Here is a 15,885-nt window from a genome sequence, read left to right as displayed (position 1 = left end):
GACACACTTGCTGATGGTTCAACTGAAATGCCAACTAAATCATTACGAATCTTGATCGCCGATACAGAGCGAACAGAGGCTCTGAAGATAGAGAGGGCGCTTAACGGATTGGGCTATTACCGCATTGCGCCACTGGACCGCATTGAAGCCCTGCTGGGGCTGAGGGATGCCGAGAAACATGCGTTTGATGTGTTACTCATCAGCCAACGCATGGCGAATCTGGCGGGGTTGGACTGCCCCGAAGCGCGTAAAGAGTCAGTGCACTTCAAGCACGTGCTGCTGTATGACAGTGCGCCCGCCATCCTTGAGCAACTCAACGCCCTGATGCAGGCCATTGATGTGCAAGGCGCCGCTTCCTCGCGAGGCTTGTCGGCCTGACGCTGGCCGCGTTAATGTCCCGGTCTTCTTAAGCGGTCTCATAGAGGAGCCGGTGGTATGTCAGACATCGTAGTGGTGCAAGCGGACTATTTGAATCCTGTTCATGCGCAGGCCGTCAGGGAGGTGCTCGACCACTACGCCCAGGATCCAATGGGTGGCGGCGAAGCGTTATCGGACGCGGTGTTGCAAGCATTGCCTGCTGAGCTGGCCAAGCGCCCGCATGCGTTCAGCGTGCTGGCGTTTGTGGATGGCCAGGCGGCAGGGCTGATTAACTGTTTTGAAGGCTTTTCAACTTTTGCGGGCAAACCGCTGGTCAACGTACACGACGTGTCGGTAGTTAGTACCTTTCGGGGATTGGGGTTGAGCCAGAAAATGCTGGGGAAAGTTGAAGCCATCGCCCGTGAACGCGGTTGCTGCAAAATCACCCTGGAGGTACTTGAAGGCAACCCGGTGGCGCAGGGGTCTTACCGCAAGTTTGGCTTTAGCGACGGCCAACTGGATCCGGCTTACGGGCGCATGCTGTTCTGGAACAAACATTTGGATTGAAGGGTTTCGCTCATTTGAGGGGCAGCCCTGTGAAAAAGCGATAAGGGTGCAAATCGTCCAAATGAGAAGGCTTCTTATCTCAACGTATGTCTTTGCGGAACGCAACGTCAGCGAGGCGGCATGGCCGCCTCGCTGTCGGGTTATTGCTTGGCGATTTCGCCGGGCGCCGGGTGTTTGGGTTTGATGAGGCTGAAGTCAATCAAAGCTTTTTGCGGGCGCGAGTACGGGTCGCCGATCAGTTGCGGGCGCGCGACGAATTGGTCGCTGACCAGACTCTTTTTATCGTCCAACTCATCGGCGGACAGACCGGCCAGGTCGGTCCAGGTGTGAATGAACTGAGAGCTGCTGTACGGACGACTCAGGTCACGGGTGAAATTCCACGGGTGGTTTTCGCGCCATTTCGGGCTGGCCCAGGCCATGAAGGGAATGGTGTACATCGGGGCCGTCGGCTTGGCTTCGTTACGCCCAAGCGTGCTGTGGCCGACCGAGTCGAACACGTCTTCGCCGTGGTCGGACAGGTACAGCAGGAAGCCGTTGGGGTCGGTCTTGGCGAAGTCCTTGATCAGGCTCGACACTACGAAGTCGTTGTACAGCACCGCATTGTCGTAACTGTTGTAAGTCGGCACCTGGTCATCGGTCAGGCCCGCAGGCACGCCCGTGCGGTCTGTGAACTTGTCAAAGGTCGGCGGGTAACGGTACTGGTAGCTCATGTGCGTGCCCAGCAAGTGAACCACGATCAATTTGCGCGGCGCGCTGTCGGCAAGGATTTTTGAAAACGGCTCCAACACATCGCCATCGTACTGACGGGCGTTCTGATTGCGGTTGTTGTTGAGGTAGACCTGCTCGTCCGCCTGCTCGGAGAATGTGGTGAGCATGGTGTTACGTTTGGTCATGGTCTGCTGATTGGTGACCCAGAACGTTTTGTAGCCAGCTTGCTTCATCACACTGACCAGCGACGGCGTGCTCAGGTACAGGTCCGGGTTTTCTTCGTCAGCAAACGTCAGCACTTGCTGCAGGGCTTCGATGGTGTACGGACGCGGGGTCACGACATTGTCGAAAATCGACAGCTGATCGCGCAGTGCATCAAGATTGGGCGTGGTTTTACGGTTGTAGCCATACAGGCTCATGCGCTGGCGGTTGGTGGACTCGCCAATCACCAGCACCAGGGTCGCGGGCTTACCGGCTTCGCTGTCTTTGAGGTGGGTCAGCGGCGGAATTTTGCTGGCGCTGGCCAACATGCCCTGCATGCTGTCCAGTTGCTCGAGGTAACGGCGATACGCCACGACCATCTGCCATGGCACCGCAGGTTCAACGCGACTTTCAAAGCTTTCCATCGCCGCGGCCAGGGTGTCGTGCTTGAGTGTTTGCTTGATCAGCGGGTAACCCACGATGGCGACCAAAATACCGACGGCAGCGGCCCATGCCTGAATGCGGGGCAGGTACACCGGACGTAAACGCGTCCACAGGAAGATGGCCACAGCGGTATGCGCCACAAAGGCCAGCAGCATCCACCAGGCAAAGTATTGGGTCAGGTATTCGCCTGCTTCAGAGATGTTCGATTCGAACATGATGAAGATGACGCTTTGGGAAAATTCCTGCTGATAGATGAAGAAATAGCCGAGACTGGCTAACGAACAAGCCCACAACACAACCCCAATAATCGCGGCGAGCAAGCGGGTGCGGGCAGGGAAGAGCAGCATCGGAGCCAGCCAGATTGCACTCATGACGAATGCCTGACGGAACCCCGAAAACCCTGAGGTGCCTGTCAGCTGGATCAGCAGTTGGGTGATTCCGGAAAAGTACCAGAAGAACAGAAACAGCCAACCCAGGCCTGCCCAGTCGAAACTTTTAACCGAGGTGGTGCCGCGTTTGAACATCCCCATACAGCGCTCCAGCTGATAACCACTTGGATGGTTGGCACAGCAAGGCGCGGCCAACGCGTCAGCGCTGCATCAAGAGTTGAGCAGCATTCAAGGGGGCAAGTATCAACAAGGGGATGTGAAAACTTTGTCGCGAAAAGGGCGAGTATTCACTCGCCCTGGCAGGCAGGTATCAGTTCAGATGCGCGGTCTTGTGCGCAAGGGACAGTGACGATTGCCCGAGGGCCAGTTGCTGGCGTAACTGCTCGACCTGTTGCAGTAGCTGTGCGTGTTCGTCCTTGAGCTGACGCAACTCATCACGACGGATCGTGACATAGAGGGTTTGCGCGGGTCGTGCGGACAGTACTGTGGTCATGGTTCACCTCGTTTTTGACATCTTCGATCGCGTACCCGAACGGCCCGCTGCGGGTCGTGGGTCACTGCCGGGGTGAATTGTGATTTCTTTTGTTGGCGAAGTGAACTTTTATATTTTTTGTTGTCAGCGTGCCTTCGTCCGTCGCCAGAACGTATTGAATAGGGAATCTGTTACCTCTCATGTGCGAAACTATGCGCCATGCGCTAGGACTAATCCTCAGCGAGGCACTTTAAGCATCGCTGCACTAAAGTGTTGTAACCCTTTTTTATTTTGTGTTTGGAGCATCAGTACATGCAGTTGGGAATTATTGGATTGGGCCGTATGGGCGGTAATATCGCACGGCGTCTGATGCTCAATGGGCATACCACCGTGGTTTTTGACCGCAATACCGATTTCGTCAGCGCGCTGGAAAAGGACGGTGCAACCGGTGTTGCCGACCTGCAGGCGCTGGTCGACGGCCTGTCCAAGCCACGTGCAGTGTGGGTGATGCTGCCCTCCGGTGCACCCACCGAAGACACCATCGAGTCCCTGAGCCAACTGCTTGACGCCGATGACATCATCATCGACGGTGGCAACACGTTCTATAAAGACGACATCCGCCGTGCCGCATCGCTGGCCGCCAAAGGCATCCGTTACGTGGATGTCGGCACATCCGGCGGTGTATGGGGCCTGGAGCGCGGTTACTGCATGATGATCGGCGGTGACACTGAGGTGGTTAAGCACCTCGACCCGCTGTTCGCTACGTTGGCGCCGGGCATGGGGGATATCCCGCGGACCAAGGACCGTGTCTCTGACGATGACCGTGCCGAACGTGGCTACATCCATGCGGGCCCTGCCGGTTCGGGGCACTTCGTGAAAATGGTCCACAACGGTATCGAGTATGGCCTGATGCAGGCTTATGCCGAAGGCTTCAATGTGATGAAAATGAAGGCTTCCGAAAACTTGCCGGAAGATCAGCGCTTTGACCTGAATCTGGCTGATATCGCTGAAGTCTGGCGCCGTGGCAGCGTGGTGTCGTCCTGGTTGCTGGACCTGACAGCCGATGCGCTGGCAACCGACGCGCCGCTGGACGGTTTCTCGGGCGCCGTTGCTGACAGTGGTGAAGGTCGCTGGACCATTGAAGCGGCAATGGAGCAATCGACGCCGGTTCCTGTGCTGTCGAGCGCTTTGTTTGCCCGTTACAGTTCCCGTCAACAAAGCCTGTACGGCGACAAGATGTTGTCGGCTATGCGCTTTGGTTTCGGTGGTCATGTGGAGACCCCTAAAAAATGACCGACCTGTCCAGCCAACCCGACGCCAAGCCAGCACCGCCCACCACGCTGTTTCTGTTTGGTGCGCACGGTGACTTGGTCAAGCGCTTGCTGATGCCTGCGCTGTACAACTTGAGTCGTGACGGTTTGCTGGACGATGGCCTGCGCATTGTGGGCGTAGACCACAATGCGATCAGTGATCAAGGCTTTGCCAAAAAACTTGAGGATTTCATCCGTACTGAAGCCTCCAGCAAAGTCGATCATCCTGATGGCCAAGGTTTGAATGCCGAGTTATGGGCCTCGCTGGCAAAAAACATCAGCTACGTGCAAGGCGATTTTCTCGACGACAGCACTTACGCAGCGCTGCAGCAGAAGATTGCTTCAAGCGGCACGGGCAATGCGGTGTTTTACCTGGCCACTGCGCCGCGCTTCTTCAGCGAAGTGGCGCAGCGTCTGGGGGCCAGCGGGTTACTCAAGGAAGCCCCGGATGCATTTCGCCGGGTCGTGATTGAAAAACCCTTTGGCTCGGATCTGGAAACAGCTCAGGCGTTGAACGCTTGCCTGCTGCAGGTGATGAGCGAGAAGCAGATCTATCGGATTGACCACTACCTGGGCAAAGAGACTGTCCAGAATATTTTGGTCAGCCGTTTCTCCAATGGGCTGTTCGAAGCCTTTTGGAACAATCATTACATTGACCATGTGCAGATTACCGCGGCCGAAACCGTGGGGGTCGAGACACGTGGCAGTTTTTACGAACACACGGGTGCGTTGCGCGACATGTTGCCCAATCACCTGTTTCAGCTATTAGCCATGGTGGCCATGGAGCCACCCGCAGCGTTCGGCGCAGATGCGGTGCGGGGCGAAAAAGCCAAGGTGATCGGTGCGATTCGTCCGTGGTCAATTGAGGACGCGCGCAAAAACTCGGTTCGCGGGCAGTACACCCAAGGTGAGTCGGGTGGTAAGCCGGTGCCGGGTTACCGCGAAGAAAACAATGTAGCGCCCGACAGCACGACGGAAACTTACGTCGCCCTCAAAGTGATGATCGATAACTGGCGCTGGGTGGGCGTGCCGTTTTATCTGCGTACCGGCAAGCGGATGAGTGCCCGGGACACGGAAATTGCCATCTGCTTCAAACCTGCGCCCTATGCGCAGTTCCGTGACACTGAGGTTGAGCGCATGCAGCCCAACTATTTGCGGATTCAGATCCAGCCCAATGAAGGCATGTGGTTTGACTTGCAGGCCAAGCGGCCGGGGCCGGGCCTGAAAATGGCCAAGATCGAGTTGGGATTTGCCTACAAGGATTTCTTCAAGATCCAGCCTTCCTCGGGTTACGAAACGTTGATTTACGACTGTCTGACAGGCGATCAGACGCTGTTCCAGCGTGCTGACAATATCGAAAACGGCTGGCGAGGCGTGCAGCCTTTTCTGGACGCCTGGCGTGAGCACACTGAAGTCCAATCCTACAGGGCTGGCGAAGATGGCCCTGAAGCAGCTAAAGACCTGCTGGCCCGTGATGGCCGGGTGTGGCTGAACATAGGATGAGTGACGTGAAACACGATTCAATTGAATTGGTGCTGTGTGACATGGACGGAACGTTGCTGCGCCCGGACCATACCCTCAGCGAGGCAACCGTCAAGGCGGTCAGGCAGTTGCAGAAAACCGGGGTGTATTTCACGCTGGCCTCGGGACGCCCGCCTCGTGCGATGCTCGACCAGATCGCACAACTCGATATTAAATTGCCCACGGCTGCTTTCAATGGCGCGGTGTTGGTGGATGCTAATGGACGCTACCTGGAATCTCACCACTTACCAGTGGAAGCAGTGCGCCATAGTTTGAAGGTTTTGGCAGCGCACCCGGTTGATCTTTGGGTGTTCGCCGATGATGAATGGTATTTGCGCGACCCAAACGGGCCGATGGTGGCGCACGAGAAGAGCGCGCTCGGCTATGGGCCTGTGTGGGTCGACAGCTTCGAACCTCATGTGCACCGCGTCGACAAAATCGTGGCTGCCAGTCACAACGTACAACTGCTGATTGATCTTGAGCATCGCCTGCAGCGCGAGTTGACAGGCAAGGCGTTGGCCAGCCGTTCTCAGGCGTTCTATCTCGATATCACTGCGCTCAAGGCGAACAAGGGCGAAGCGCTGAAAGCACTGGCGCAGCGGCTGAATGTGCCGTTGTCGCGGACCATGGCTATCGGTGACGGGGGCAATGACCCCGCTATGTTTGAAAGGGCCGGGCTTTCCATTGCCATGGGGCAAGCGGATGAATCCATCCGGCTGCAGGCCGACCACGTCACAGGCACCAACGTGCAAGACGGTGTGGCTCAGGCGCTAGAGCGGTTCATTCTTCAACACAGGTAACGTGGAGCATGTCATTTTGTCCGGCGTTTGGCAGGATCGCGGCCTGCTAGCGAGGTTTGTGGCTTGTTATAGTCCTTGGCTTATTGTCCGGCAACGGCACTTAACAAAGGATTCAAGTGATGTCCAAGTACCAGGCGTTTGAGGTTGAGTTAGACGGTAATATCGCTCACGTGCGGATCAATCGACCGGACAAGGTCAACGCGATGAATGCCGCGTTCTGGACCGAAATCATCGACATTTTCCGCTGGATCGACGAAACCGATGCTATTCGGGCTGTGGTCATCAGTGGTGCCGGCAAGCATTTCTCGGCGGGTATCGATCTCATGTTGCTGGCTTCGGTTGCCAACGAAATGGGCAAGGACGTCGGGCGCAATGCGCGTCTGCTGCGTCGCAAAATTTTGCAGATGCAAGACTCCTTCAATGCCGTGGATCGTTGTCGCAAGCCTGTACTGGCGGCGGTTCAAGGTTACTGCCTGGGCGGTGCAATTGATCTGATTGCCGCGTGCGACATGCGCTATGCCGCCGAAGACGCGCAGTTTTCGATCAAGGAAATCGACATGGGGATGGCCGCCGACGTGGGTACTCTCCAGCGTTTGCCGCGCATCATCGGCGATGGCATGCTCCGCGAAATGGCCTACACCGGGCGTATGGTAAGTGCCGAAGAAGCACGTGCCATCGGACTTGTTAATCGTGTTTACCCCGACCACGAGGCGCTGCTTGCCGGGGTGATGGGCATCGCGCGTGAGATTGCTGGCAAGTCGCCTATTGCGATCGGAGGGACCAAGCAAATGATTGGTTACATGCGTGACCATCGGGTGGACGACGGGTTGGAATACGTCGCCACCTGGAACGCAGCCATGCTCCAATCCACTGATTTGCGGGTAGCCATGACGGCGCACATGTCCAAGAAAGCGCCGCAATTCCTCGACTGACGCCTGCGCGGCGTCAGCGTTTAACCCTGACAAGGACCTTGTATGACACCGCGTTGGACCACTGCAGTACTGGACAGCAACCTTCCGGGCGGCCTTGCCGTGGCGCGCAGTCCGGAAGGCTTTCTGGTTAACGATAATGGACCGCTGTTTTCGCGTGAGTGGCTTGGCTCACAACCGCTGCCGGTGATGGCCGAACACGGGATCGGTCATCTGGATGGCGAGCCGGTGTATGTGTTGGAGCTGGAACGTGCGGTGGAGGTGGAGGGCTGTCGCTGGCAAGGGTTGCGCGCCTTTATGCTGGAAGGCGATCACACGCTTTATAAGGTATTGGGCTATGCGGCCCAGATTGCTACGTGGGCTCGCGAGCATCGGTTCTGCGGGAGCTGCGGCCGGGCGACGACTCAAGTGCCCGGGGAGCGCGCGATGTACTGCGCACCCTGTGAGTTGCGCAGTTATCCCCGCATTTCGCCTAGCATGATCGTGCTGATTACACGGGGTGATGAGGTGTTGTTGGCACGCTCACCGCGCTTTGTCCCCGGTGTCTACAGCACCTTGGCGGGGTTTGCCGAGCCGGGGGAGTCGGCGGAGGAGTGCCTGATTCGCGAGGTGCGTGAAGAAGTGCAACTTGAGGTCAAAAACATCCAGTATGTGGGCAGCCAGTGTTGGCCGTTCCCGCACTCCATGATGCTGGGTTTTCACGCGGAGTATGCAGGCGGAGAGATCGTCCCGCAGGCCGATGAGATAGAAGATGCGCAGTGGTTCAACGTGCATCAACTGCCGCCGTTGCCGGCCTCGCGCTCAATCGCGCGCTACCTCATCGACCTGTATGTGGCGCGCCGTTCAGGCTTGGCCGAACCAGTGCTGCCAGGCTAGACGTACAGTCAGCCCCAGTACCACGGTGATGAATACCGGACGAATGAACTTGGCCCCGCCGCTGATTGCGCTGCGGGCGCCAAAGAAGGCGCCAACCATCACTGCAAGGCCCATGCTAAGGCCGATAATCCAGTCCACGTGCCCTGAAAAGATAAACACCGACAGGGCTGCAATATTGCTGACGAAATTCATGCTGCGGGCTACCCCGCTGGCTTTCACAAGATCAATCGGATAAAGCAGCATGCTGCTGACGGTCCAGAACGCCCCTGTGCCTGGCCCCGCAACACCGTCGTAGAGTCCTAGGCTGAAACCCTGAGGCAACTGCCACTTCTTTTTGATTGGTGCATCGTTGTCGATCGGTGTTTTGGGCGTGCCGCCGAACAGCAGGTATAGGCCGCAAGCGAAGACAATCACCGGCAGCATTTTGTTGAGCCACTCGGCAGGCATGTAATGGGCGACGATGGCGCCGATCAGTGCGCCGACCAATGTGCCGAAAATCGCCAGTTTCCACTCGCGTGGGTGAAACAGTTTGCGCCGGTAAAAAGTGAAACTGGCCGTGGCGGCACCAAAGGTCGAACTGAGCTTATTGGTGCCCAGGACCAAATGCGGCGGCAACCCTGCGGTGAGCAATGCAGGCGTGGTGAGCAGGCCGCCACCGCCGGCGATGGCATCGATGAAACCGGCCACAAAGGCCACGGCTGCCAGAATGGCGAGGGTGGTCAAATCTACGCTGAGTTCAAAAGGCATGGTATCGACTTAATTCGGCGGGACGTAAAGCGCAGTTGCGCGGGAAGGCCAACATCTTACCCATAACCCGACAGGGCGGCGACAGGCATGTCGACGATTTGCTATGTGCTGCTCAGGCAACAGGCATTCAATAACCGTGGCGTTTAAGGCATTGGCCGTGTGCCTGATCCTCGTCGGGTTTCTGCATGTTCAGGAGGGAATCCAGTATTGGGTCTGCGCGTAAAACCTTGGCTGCGTAAGCCGCAAGCTGAACGGTGCTTGCTGGACGGCACGACCTGACATCTTTTGAAGCCGCTGCCCATTGCGGCTGCTGATGACTTAAAACGTGCTCGCGGTTTCAAGGCGACGGGTGTTGACGGTCAATGCTCCAAGCTTGATCAAGCGGGTACGGGTGACATTGCGGCTGAGCCCCAGCAGTTTTGCCGTGTGCACCTGATTGTGATGGCAGAAGTCATAGGCGGCGCGTAGCAGGGCGTCTTCGACGGTTTCGTGCAGCGCTTCGTTATGCTCTTCAAACAACTTGCGCAAGGCCCGTTGCAACAACTCTTTGGCAGAATCAGGCGGGGCGGCGGAGGCGGGTGATCTTCGCTTGCTGCGTGGTTGCGGCATGCGCAGGTCGTCCGCTGTCATGGTGGCCTGGCGGCTTAATAGCAGACTGTGATGCATAACGTTTTCCAATTCGCGGATATTGCCTGGCCATGGGTGGTCAGTCAGTGCGCTTTCTGCGCACGCGCTTAGGGAGGTCGGACCGTGGGCCAAGCGTTGGCGATACGTGTGCAGAAAGTGGCGTGCCAGCGGCAAGATGTCGCCCGGTCGCTCACGTAAGGGGCGCAGGCAGAGGCTGACGACGTTTAAGCGGTAGTAGAGGTCTTCGCGAAAATGCCCGGCTTCAATGGCGTGTTCCAGGTTGACGTTGGTGGCTGCGAGCACGCGCACGTTGATGGGCGTGCTCTTGCGTGAGCCGAGGCGCACCACCTCTTGTTCTTGCAGTACCCGCAGTAACTTCACCTGTATGGGCAGAGGCAAATCGCCAATTTCGTCCAGAAATAGAGTTCCGCCATTGGCTTCCTCAAACCAGCCGGCCTTTGCACTGAGAGCGCCTGTGAAGGCTCCCTTTTCATGACCAAATAACTCGGCCTCAACCAGGGATTCTGAAAATGCACCGCAGTTCACCGCTATAAACGGTTGCTGGTGGCGCGTGCTGAGTTGATGTATGTGCCGTGCAACAAGCTCTTTGCCTGTACCGGTTTCACCCATGATCAGAACACTGGCATCGCTTGGGGCAATATGTTGCAAATGGACCAGCAAGGCTTTTGAGGACGGATCTTCGAACACCTGCGCAGTGGCCCGGATTGAGGTGGCCAGAGAGGGTGTGGGAGGTAATGTTAAAAGCTGCATCGACAACGCCTTCTATCGGGGGCTTTGCCCACAAAAGGTAAGCCGGAAACAGCTTTATAAGAGGCTTTACATATTCCGTAAACTAACCTAATTCCATATTTATATATCCTTATTGCATATAAGACTTGCGCAAGATGCGGGTTCTGGCGCTTTATAAAGGTCATTGCCGTGCAAAATTTGAATTTGGGAAACCTCCTACGATTTTTCTAATACGCGTCTCTTTTTTCGCAGGCTTCGATCGGGTACTTGTAAAGGCCCTCAAACCTGTTTGCCTTCAGCCTCTGTTATCAAGCAATGCCTGATGCCGGAACTCGATCAGTGGATGTTCACAATGGATAAGCGACCTCTTTATTTCGATTACGCAGCGACTACGCCCGCCGATCCTCGGGTCATTCAGGTAATGGTTGAATGCCTCGGTTTTGATGGCAACTTCGGGAATCCAGCTTCAGATTCCCATGTATATGGCCGCCAGGCGCGAGCTGTGGTTGAGCAGGCGCGGGAACACGTCGCCCGGCTGGTCAGGGCCAAGGCATCACAGATTGTCTGGACATCCGGGGCTACAGAGTCCAACAACTTGGCACTCAAAGGTGCGGTATTGGGCAGTGGCTTGACGCGTGGGCACATAATTACCAGTCAAATCGAGCACAAGGCAGTATTGGACACAGCGTTGTTTTTGCAGCAGTCAGGTTTTGATGTGACCTGGCTGAAGCCTGACTCCAACGGGCTGATCAGTGCCCAGCAGGTCCGGGATGCGTTACGCGAAGATACCCTGCTGGTTTCCTTGATGCTGGTGAACAACGAGCTGGGAACAGTCAATGATATTCAGTCCATCGGGCAACAGGTTCGGGAGCATGGGGCTCTGTTTCATGTGGATGCTGCACAAGGTGCAGGAAAGCTAGCGATTGACCTCAGCCGCTGGCCAGTGGATTTGATGTCCTTTTCAGGGCACAAGATTTACGGGCCAAAAGGGATTGGCGCTTTGTACGTTGGTCCCGGGGCGCAGGACCGGCTACAGGCGCAGATGCATGGTGGTGGTCATGAATTTGGCCTGCGCTCAGGCACGTTGGCCACTCATCAGATTGCCGGGATGGGGAAAGCGTTTGCGCTGGCAGACCAGCAGTTCAGTGAAGAGCTGGCTCATATCGCTCGGCTGCGCGAGCGTTTACTGAGTCAATTGGCCGGTATTGCAGGGTTGAGGTGTAACGGTTGTCAGACTCATCGTATTGCTCACACCCTGAGCCTCACATTTGTTGAAGGCAATTTTGACAGTACTGTGCTGGGGGCTGCCGTGGCGTATTCGTCAACCTCGGCGTGCAATTCAGCCAGTCATGCGCCGTCCCATGTACTGCTCGCTTTGGGATTAGATGCCAATGAGGCCGCGCGCACCATTCGCTTGAGTTTCGGACGCTTTACGTCAGATGAAGATGTCGATGCTCTGGCCAGGGCTATCCACGCTGCGACTCAGGTCGCCGCCCCGTTTTGGGCAGTTGCTCAACCTTAGTGGCTGATACATGATCGGGGCTTCATAACAATGACCATTGACCTGCAGGAGAGAGGATGAGTACTCAGTTGTTGAATCAGGGATCGGTTGTGCAGCGTCTGGCACGGGTCCGGTCAGTCATGAGCGAGCATGGAGTCCACGCGTTGCTGGTGCCTTCCGCCGATCCTCATCTATCGGAGTACTTGCCTGCGTATTGGCAAGGGCGGCAGTGGTTGTCGGGTTTTCAGGGGTCAGTCGGCACATTGATCGTGACGCCGACATTTGCAGGTTTGTGGGCCGATAGCCGCTATTGGGAGCAAGCAACCAAAGAGCTCGCAGGCAGCGGTATCGAGTTGGTTAAATTGATGCCCGGTCAACCGGGGCCGCTTGAGTGGCTTGCCGAGCAAACCCCCAAGGGGGAAACCGTCTCGGTCGATGGCTCAGTGCTTGCCCTGGCCCCTTCACGCACGCTGGAGAACAGGCTGAAAGAGCGCGGTGCGAACTTGCGTACCGATATCGATCTGTTAAATCTGGCTTGGGAGGATCGTCCCTCACTGCCTGTTCAGCCGTTGTATGAACATGTTGCACCTTGGGCGAGCGTAGGTCGGGTACAAAAGCTGGCTCAATTGCGTGAAACGCTGCAACAGCGTCATGCCGATGCGCACTTTATTGCGACCCTCGACGATATCGCCTGGCTTTTTAACCTTCGAGGGTCGGACGTTTCCTTTAATCCGGTCTTCCTGTCGTTCGCATTGATTGAGCAAAGACAAGCTTCCCTGTTTGTTGATCTGAACAAGGTGAGTCCAGAACTCCGGAGTACGTTGCAGCGTGAAGGCGTGACGCTACGTGACTATAGAGACATTGCAGCGGCGTTGGCTGCATTGCCTGAGTCAGCGCGGTTGTTGCTCGATCCCGCACGGGTCACATGCGGGTTGATTGCCAATGTGCACAAGGGCGTTACGCTGGTTGAGGGGATAAACCCGACCACGCTGGCTAAAGCCCAAAAGAGTCCTGATGATGCAGTGCATATCCGCCAGGCAATGGAGCAGGATGGTGCAGCGCTGTGCGAATTCTTTGCGTGGCTGGAGTCGGCTTGGGGTCGCGAGCGTATTACCGAGTTGACCATTGATGAGCGACTGACGGCGGCGCGGGCTCGGCGTCCGGGATTTGTTTCGTTGAGCTTCAATACCATTGCAGCTTTTAACGCAAACGGTGCAATGCCTCACTATCACGCGACCCAGCAGGAACATGCTGTGATCGAGGGAGACGGGCTGCTGCTGATTGATTCTGGAGGGCAGTATTCAGGCGGCACAACCGATATCACGCGGATGGTTCCGGTGGGCCATGTCAGTGATGAGCAAAAACATGACTGTACCCGTGTGCTTAAAGGCGTGATCGCATTGTCCAGGGCCCATTTTCCGAAAGGTATTTTGTCGCCTTTACTGGATTCGATCGCGCGCGCACCCATTTGGGCGGACGGCGTCGACTACGGACACGGAACTGGGCATGGGGTTGGTTACTTTCTGAATGTACATGAAGGCCCGCAAGTGATCGCCTATCAGGCAGCTGCTGCTCCACATACCGCCATGCTGCCGGGCATGATTACATCCATCGAGCCGGGTACTTACAGGCCGGGCCGCTGGGGCGTGCGGATTGAAAACCTGGTCTTGAACAGGGAGGCGGGAGTATCTGAGTTTGGTACCTTCTTGAGGTTTGAAACGCTCACGATGTGCCCGATTGACACGCGTTGCCTTCACGCTGATTTGTTGACGTGCGAGGAGTTGAATTGGCTCAATGCTTATCACGCAGAGGTGCGTGAGCGCTTGTCGCCGTTGCTTGCAGGCGATGCTCTGAAATGGCTGAACGCGCGCACTGAGGCTGTGGCCAAACCGGTTTTATAACGAGAGTGGCCACGCAAACGATCAAAAAGTTGCGTGGCTGAATTGCCTGGCTGTTTTATTTACAGATGATGATCAAGCTGCGGCTGGTGTAGCCCGCTGGATTCAAGCCGAAGGGGTAATCACCGGGCTCTTCGGCAGAATCGCCTGACTTTGCGATGGTACGGAAACCTTTTTCGCCACAGGAGCGTGCTGCCTCGGCATAGCATTTGTCCCATGAAGACGACAAACCTGAGCAGTTGATATGCATGCCTCGCTTGCCATGTTTTACAGTGGTTTCTGAGGTTGCTGCACAGCCTGCTATTGCCAATGCTGCCAATCCTATCAAAAAGCGTTTCATTCCTGTCCTTAAGCGTTAGCGTCGGGTTGCGGATGTGGGTGCCGAACTGCCTTTGCCGTGGCTATTTATAGATCTCCCTGTCCAGAACCGCCCCAATTGACTCTCACGGTGATCAAACATCGCTTAAATGAAGGTCAATTACCAGCGGTTGTAGTGATTAGATTGTCATTCGGCTTTGGTCACAGGCTTTGTGTGGCCGCGCATGGTTAACGTTGCACCGACTGAGGCCATGATGATGCACAGAATGGCCATCCATTGGGCGAAAGACAGTATTTCGTTGAGAAAAAGCAGGCCTGACAGCGCGCCAAAAGCGGGTTCGATGCTCATCAGTGTGCCGAACGTACGGGTAGGCATGCGGGTAAGTGCCACCATTTCCAGGGTATAGGGTAATGCGGTCGACAGGATTGCCACGCCGATAGCGATAGGGATCAGGCTTGGAGTCAGTAAAGTTGCTCCTGCATGGACGATTCCAATCGGAGCAATGAAAAGCGCTGCAATCATCACGCCGAGTGCGGCAGTCTGCACGCCGTTGTCCGCTCCCGCTTTTTGACCGAACAAGATGTACAGTGCCCAGCAAACGCCAGCACCTAAGGCATAACCGGCGCCAATCAAGTCAATGCTGTGAGTGCTTTCGCCAACAGGAATCAGCAGTAGAAGGCCTGTGATAGCAAGTGCAATCCAGACGAAGTCGATCGCCCTGCGGGACGCGTAAATGGCGACGGCCAAGGGGCCTGTGAACTCGAGTGCCACTGCAATACCGAGAGGTACCGTTCGCAGTGACATATAGAAGAGGAAATTCATTCCGCCTAACGCTATCCCATAAACAATCACAGTCTTTAAGGACTTGGCTGTGAGTTTGGCCCTCCATGGGCGCAAAATGAGCAGCATGATAAAACTGGCAAAGATAAGACGCAGGGTCGTTGTACCCTGTGCGCCCACGATCGGAAACATGCTCTTGGCGAGTGAGGCGCCTGATTGAATAGACGCCATGGCTATCAGAAGTAAGCCAACGGGGAAAAGAACTGATGCAAGGCTTTGAGGCTGCTTGGTCATTTAAGGGTGGCCTAAGAGTGATAGACAGTCTGGTGATGAAGGGCATGATGCTCAAGTAATCAAGGTTGTGCAATATAGTGCGCATCAAGGTGCGGATTAGTTTTTGAACTTCTTGCGAATAAAGCAAACATAGCACTTGACTCAGAATTTCATCGGCCTATAATTCGCCCCACTTGCGGCGCAGTCGAAACGGAAAACTCCTTGAGATTCAAAGAGTTAAACGATTTCGAAAGTGTCAGCTTCAAGTCATCGAAGCAGGAAATGAGGTGTTGACAGCAGCGTGTAACGCTGTAGAATTCGCCTCCCGCTGACGAGAGATCGAAAGCGCAAGTGGTTGATGTTACAGAGGAAACTTTGAAAACATCTTAAAATAACCGCTTGACAGCAACAGGGGC

General features: G+C 55.9%; 15 protein-coding genes. 9 read left to right on the top strand and 6 right to left on the bottom strand.

What is annotated here, in order from left to right:
- The first annotated feature begins 27 nt into the window (after positions 1–27).
- Both HBN61_RS05050 and HBN61_RS05045 read left to right on the top strand, forming a co-directional pair.
- Positions 28–378, top strand: coding sequence for an ANTAR domain-containing protein (locus HBN61_RS05050; protein WP_169965136.1), 351 nt, complete (start codon positions 28–30; stop codon positions 376–378).
- A gap of 57 nt (positions 379–435) precedes the next feature.
- Positions 436–924, top strand: coding sequence for a GNAT family N-acetyltransferase (locus HBN61_RS05045; protein WP_169965134.1), 489 nt, complete (start codon positions 436–438; stop codon positions 922–924).
- Between the two features lie 140 nt (positions 925–1,064).
- On the opposite strand, the gene HBN61_RS05040 is transcribed toward HBN61_RS05045, so the two are convergent.
- A complete protein-coding gene (locus HBN61_RS05040; protein ID WP_169965132.1) occupies positions 1,065–2,807 on the bottom strand; it encodes a phosphoethanolamine transferase CptA in 1,743 nt (580 codons plus the stop codon).
- Positions 2,808–2,976: 169 nt separating this feature from the next.
- Positions 2,977–3,159 (bottom strand): DUF6026 family protein, encoded by a 183-nt coding sequence (locus HBN61_RS05035; protein WP_094993418.1) that lies wholly within the window; start codon positions 3,157–3,159, stop codon positions 2,977–2,979.
- Between the two features lie 291 nt (positions 3,160–3,450).
- On the opposite strand from HBN61_RS05035, the gene gnd reads away from it, so the two are divergent.
- From gnd to nudC, 5 genes are all read left to right on the top strand, one after another.
- On the top strand, positions 3,451–4,431 hold the full coding sequence (gnd, locus tag HBN61_RS05030; protein ID WP_170046250.1) for a phosphogluconate dehydrogenase (NAD(+)-dependent, decarboxylating): 981 nt from the start codon (positions 3,451–3,453) through the stop codon (positions 4,429–4,431).
- Positions 4,428–5,951 (top strand): glucose-6-phosphate dehydrogenase, encoded by a 1,524-nt coding sequence (zwf, locus tag HBN61_RS05025; RefSeq protein ID WP_094993416.1) that lies wholly within the window; start codon positions 4,428–4,430, stop codon positions 5,949–5,951. Before gnd ends, zwf begins: the two co-directional genes overlap by 4 nt.
- Entirely contained in the window at positions 5,948–6,769 is an 822-nt protein-coding gene (locus HBN61_RS05020; RefSeq protein WP_170046249.1) for an HAD family hydrolase, read from the top strand. Before zwf ends, HBN61_RS05020 begins: the two co-directional genes overlap by 4 nt.
- A gap of 119 nt (positions 6,770–6,888) precedes the next feature.
- On the top strand, positions 6,889–7,701 hold the full coding sequence (locus HBN61_RS05015; RefSeq protein ID WP_094993415.1) for a crotonase/enoyl-CoA hydratase family protein: 813 nt from the start codon (positions 6,889–6,891) through the stop codon (positions 7,699–7,701).
- Between the two features lie 42 nt (positions 7,702–7,743).
- Complete coding sequence (gene nudC, locus HBN61_RS05010; protein ID WP_094993414.1) at positions 7,744–8,574, top strand: NAD(+) diphosphatase; 831 nt, start codon at positions 7,744–7,746, stop codon at positions 8,572–8,574.
- Here nudC and HBN61_RS05005 read toward each other — a convergent pair.
- Both HBN61_RS05005 and HBN61_RS05000 read right to left on the bottom strand, forming a co-directional pair.
- Positions 8,542–9,321, bottom strand: coding sequence for a TSUP family transporter (locus HBN61_RS05005; RefSeq protein ID WP_170046248.1), 780 nt, complete (start codon positions 9,319–9,321; stop codon positions 8,542–8,544). The genes nudC and HBN61_RS05005 overlap by 33 nt on opposite strands.
- A 318-nt stretch (positions 9,322–9,639) precedes the next feature.
- Positions 9,640–10,719 carry a sigma-54 interaction domain-containing protein gene (locus HBN61_RS05000; RefSeq protein WP_170046247.1) on the bottom strand — a complete coding sequence of 360 codons (1,080 nt, stop codon included), beginning with the start codon at positions 10,717–10,719 and terminating at the stop codon, positions 9,640–9,642.
- A gap of 331 nt (positions 10,720–11,050) precedes the next feature.
- Here HBN61_RS05000 and HBN61_RS04995 point away from each other — a divergent pair, with 331 nt between their 5' ends.
- On the top strand, positions 11,051–12,220 hold the full coding sequence (locus HBN61_RS04995; protein WP_170046246.1) for a cysteine desulfurase family protein: 1,170 nt from the start codon (positions 11,051–11,053) through the stop codon (positions 12,218–12,220).
- 56 nt (positions 12,221–12,276) lie between these two features.
- The gene (locus HBN61_RS04990) at positions 12,277–14,100 is read left to right on the top strand and encodes an aminopeptidase P family protein (protein WP_170046245.1); all 1,824 of its coding nucleotides are present in this window, start codon (positions 12,277–12,279) and stop codon (positions 14,098–14,100) included.
- A gap of 55 nt (positions 14,101–14,155) precedes the next feature.
- Here the strand turns inward: HBN61_RS04990 and HBN61_RS04985 are convergent, their stop codons facing one another.
- Complete coding sequence (locus HBN61_RS04985; RefSeq protein ID WP_094993410.1) at positions 14,156–14,437, bottom strand: hypothetical protein; 282 nt, start codon at positions 14,435–14,437, stop codon at positions 14,156–14,158.
- Between the two features lie 165 nt (positions 14,438–14,602).
- A complete protein-coding gene (rhtA, locus tag HBN61_RS04980) occupies positions 14,603–15,490 on the bottom strand; it encodes a threonine/homoserine exporter RhtA (RefSeq protein ID WP_169965122.1) in 888 nt (295 codons plus the stop codon).
- Positions 15,491–15,885: the final 395 nt, after the last annotated feature.

The organism is Pseudomonas sp. WS 5071, from assembly GCF_012985765.1.
Taxonomy (GTDB): domain Bacteria; phylum Pseudomonadota; class Gammaproteobacteria; order Pseudomonadales; family Pseudomonadaceae; genus Aquipseudomonas; species Aquipseudomonas lundensis_A.
Note: the sequence above shows the minus strand (reverse complement) of the source record. Positions and strands in the feature narration are given on the sequence as shown.

What these genes read in the sequence shown, in the direction of transcription:
- HBN61_RS04990 (WP_170046245.1), top strand. Translation starts at nt 12,277, where the DNA reads ATGAGTACTCAGTTGTTGAATCAGGGATCGGTTGTGCAGCGTCTGGCA.
- HBN61_RS04995 (WP_170046246.1), top strand. Translation starts at nt 11,051, where the DNA reads ATGGATAAGCGACCTCTTTATTTCGATTACGCAGCGACTACGCCCGCC.
- zwf (WP_094993416.1), top strand. Translation starts at nt 4,428, where the DNA reads ATGACCGACCTGTCCAGCCAACCCGACGCCAAGCCAGCACCGCCCACC.
- nudC (WP_094993414.1), top strand. Translation starts at nt 7,744, where the DNA reads ATGACACCGCGTTGGACCACTGCAGTACTGGACAGCAACCTTCCGGGC.
- HBN61_RS05020 (WP_170046249.1), top strand. Translation starts at nt 5,948, where the DNA reads ATGAGTGACGTGAAACACGATTCAATTGAATTGGTGCTGTGTGACATG.
- HBN61_RS05045 (WP_169965134.1), top strand. Translation starts at nt 436, where the DNA reads ATGTCAGACATCGTAGTGGTGCAAGCGGACTATTTGAATCCTGTTCAT.
- HBN61_RS05005 (WP_170046248.1), bottom strand. Translation starts at nt 9,321, where the DNA reads ATGCCTTTTGAACTCAGCGTAGATTTGACCACCCTCGCCATTCTGGCA.
- HBN61_RS04985 (WP_094993410.1), bottom strand. Translation starts at nt 14,437, where the DNA reads ATGAAACGCTTTTTGATAGGATTGGCAGCATTGGCAATAGCAGGCTGT.
- rhtA (WP_169965122.1), bottom strand. Translation starts at nt 15,490, where the DNA reads ATGACCAAGCAGCCTCAAAGCCTTGCATCAGTTCTTTTCCCCGTTGGC.
- HBN61_RS05050 (WP_169965136.1), top strand. Translation starts at nt 28, where the DNA reads ATGCCAACTAAATCATTACGAATCTTGATCGCCGATACAGAGCGAACA.
- HBN61_RS05035 (WP_094993418.1), bottom strand. Translation starts at nt 3,159, where the DNA reads ATGACCACAGTACTGTCCGCACGACCCGCGCAAACCCTCTATGTCACG.
- HBN61_RS05015 (WP_094993415.1), top strand. Translation starts at nt 6,889, where the DNA reads ATGTCCAAGTACCAGGCGTTTGAGGTTGAGTTAGACGGTAATATCGCT.
- HBN61_RS05000 (WP_170046247.1), bottom strand. Translation starts at nt 10,719, where the DNA reads ATGCAGCTTTTAACATTACCTCCCACACCCTCTCTGGCCACCTCAATC.
- gnd (WP_170046250.1), top strand. Translation starts at nt 3,451, where the DNA reads ATGCAGTTGGGAATTATTGGATTGGGCCGTATGGGCGGTAATATCGCA.
- HBN61_RS05040 (WP_169965132.1), bottom strand. Translation starts at nt 2,807, where the DNA reads ATGGGGATGTTCAAACGCGGCACCACCTCGGTTAAAAGTTTCGACTGG.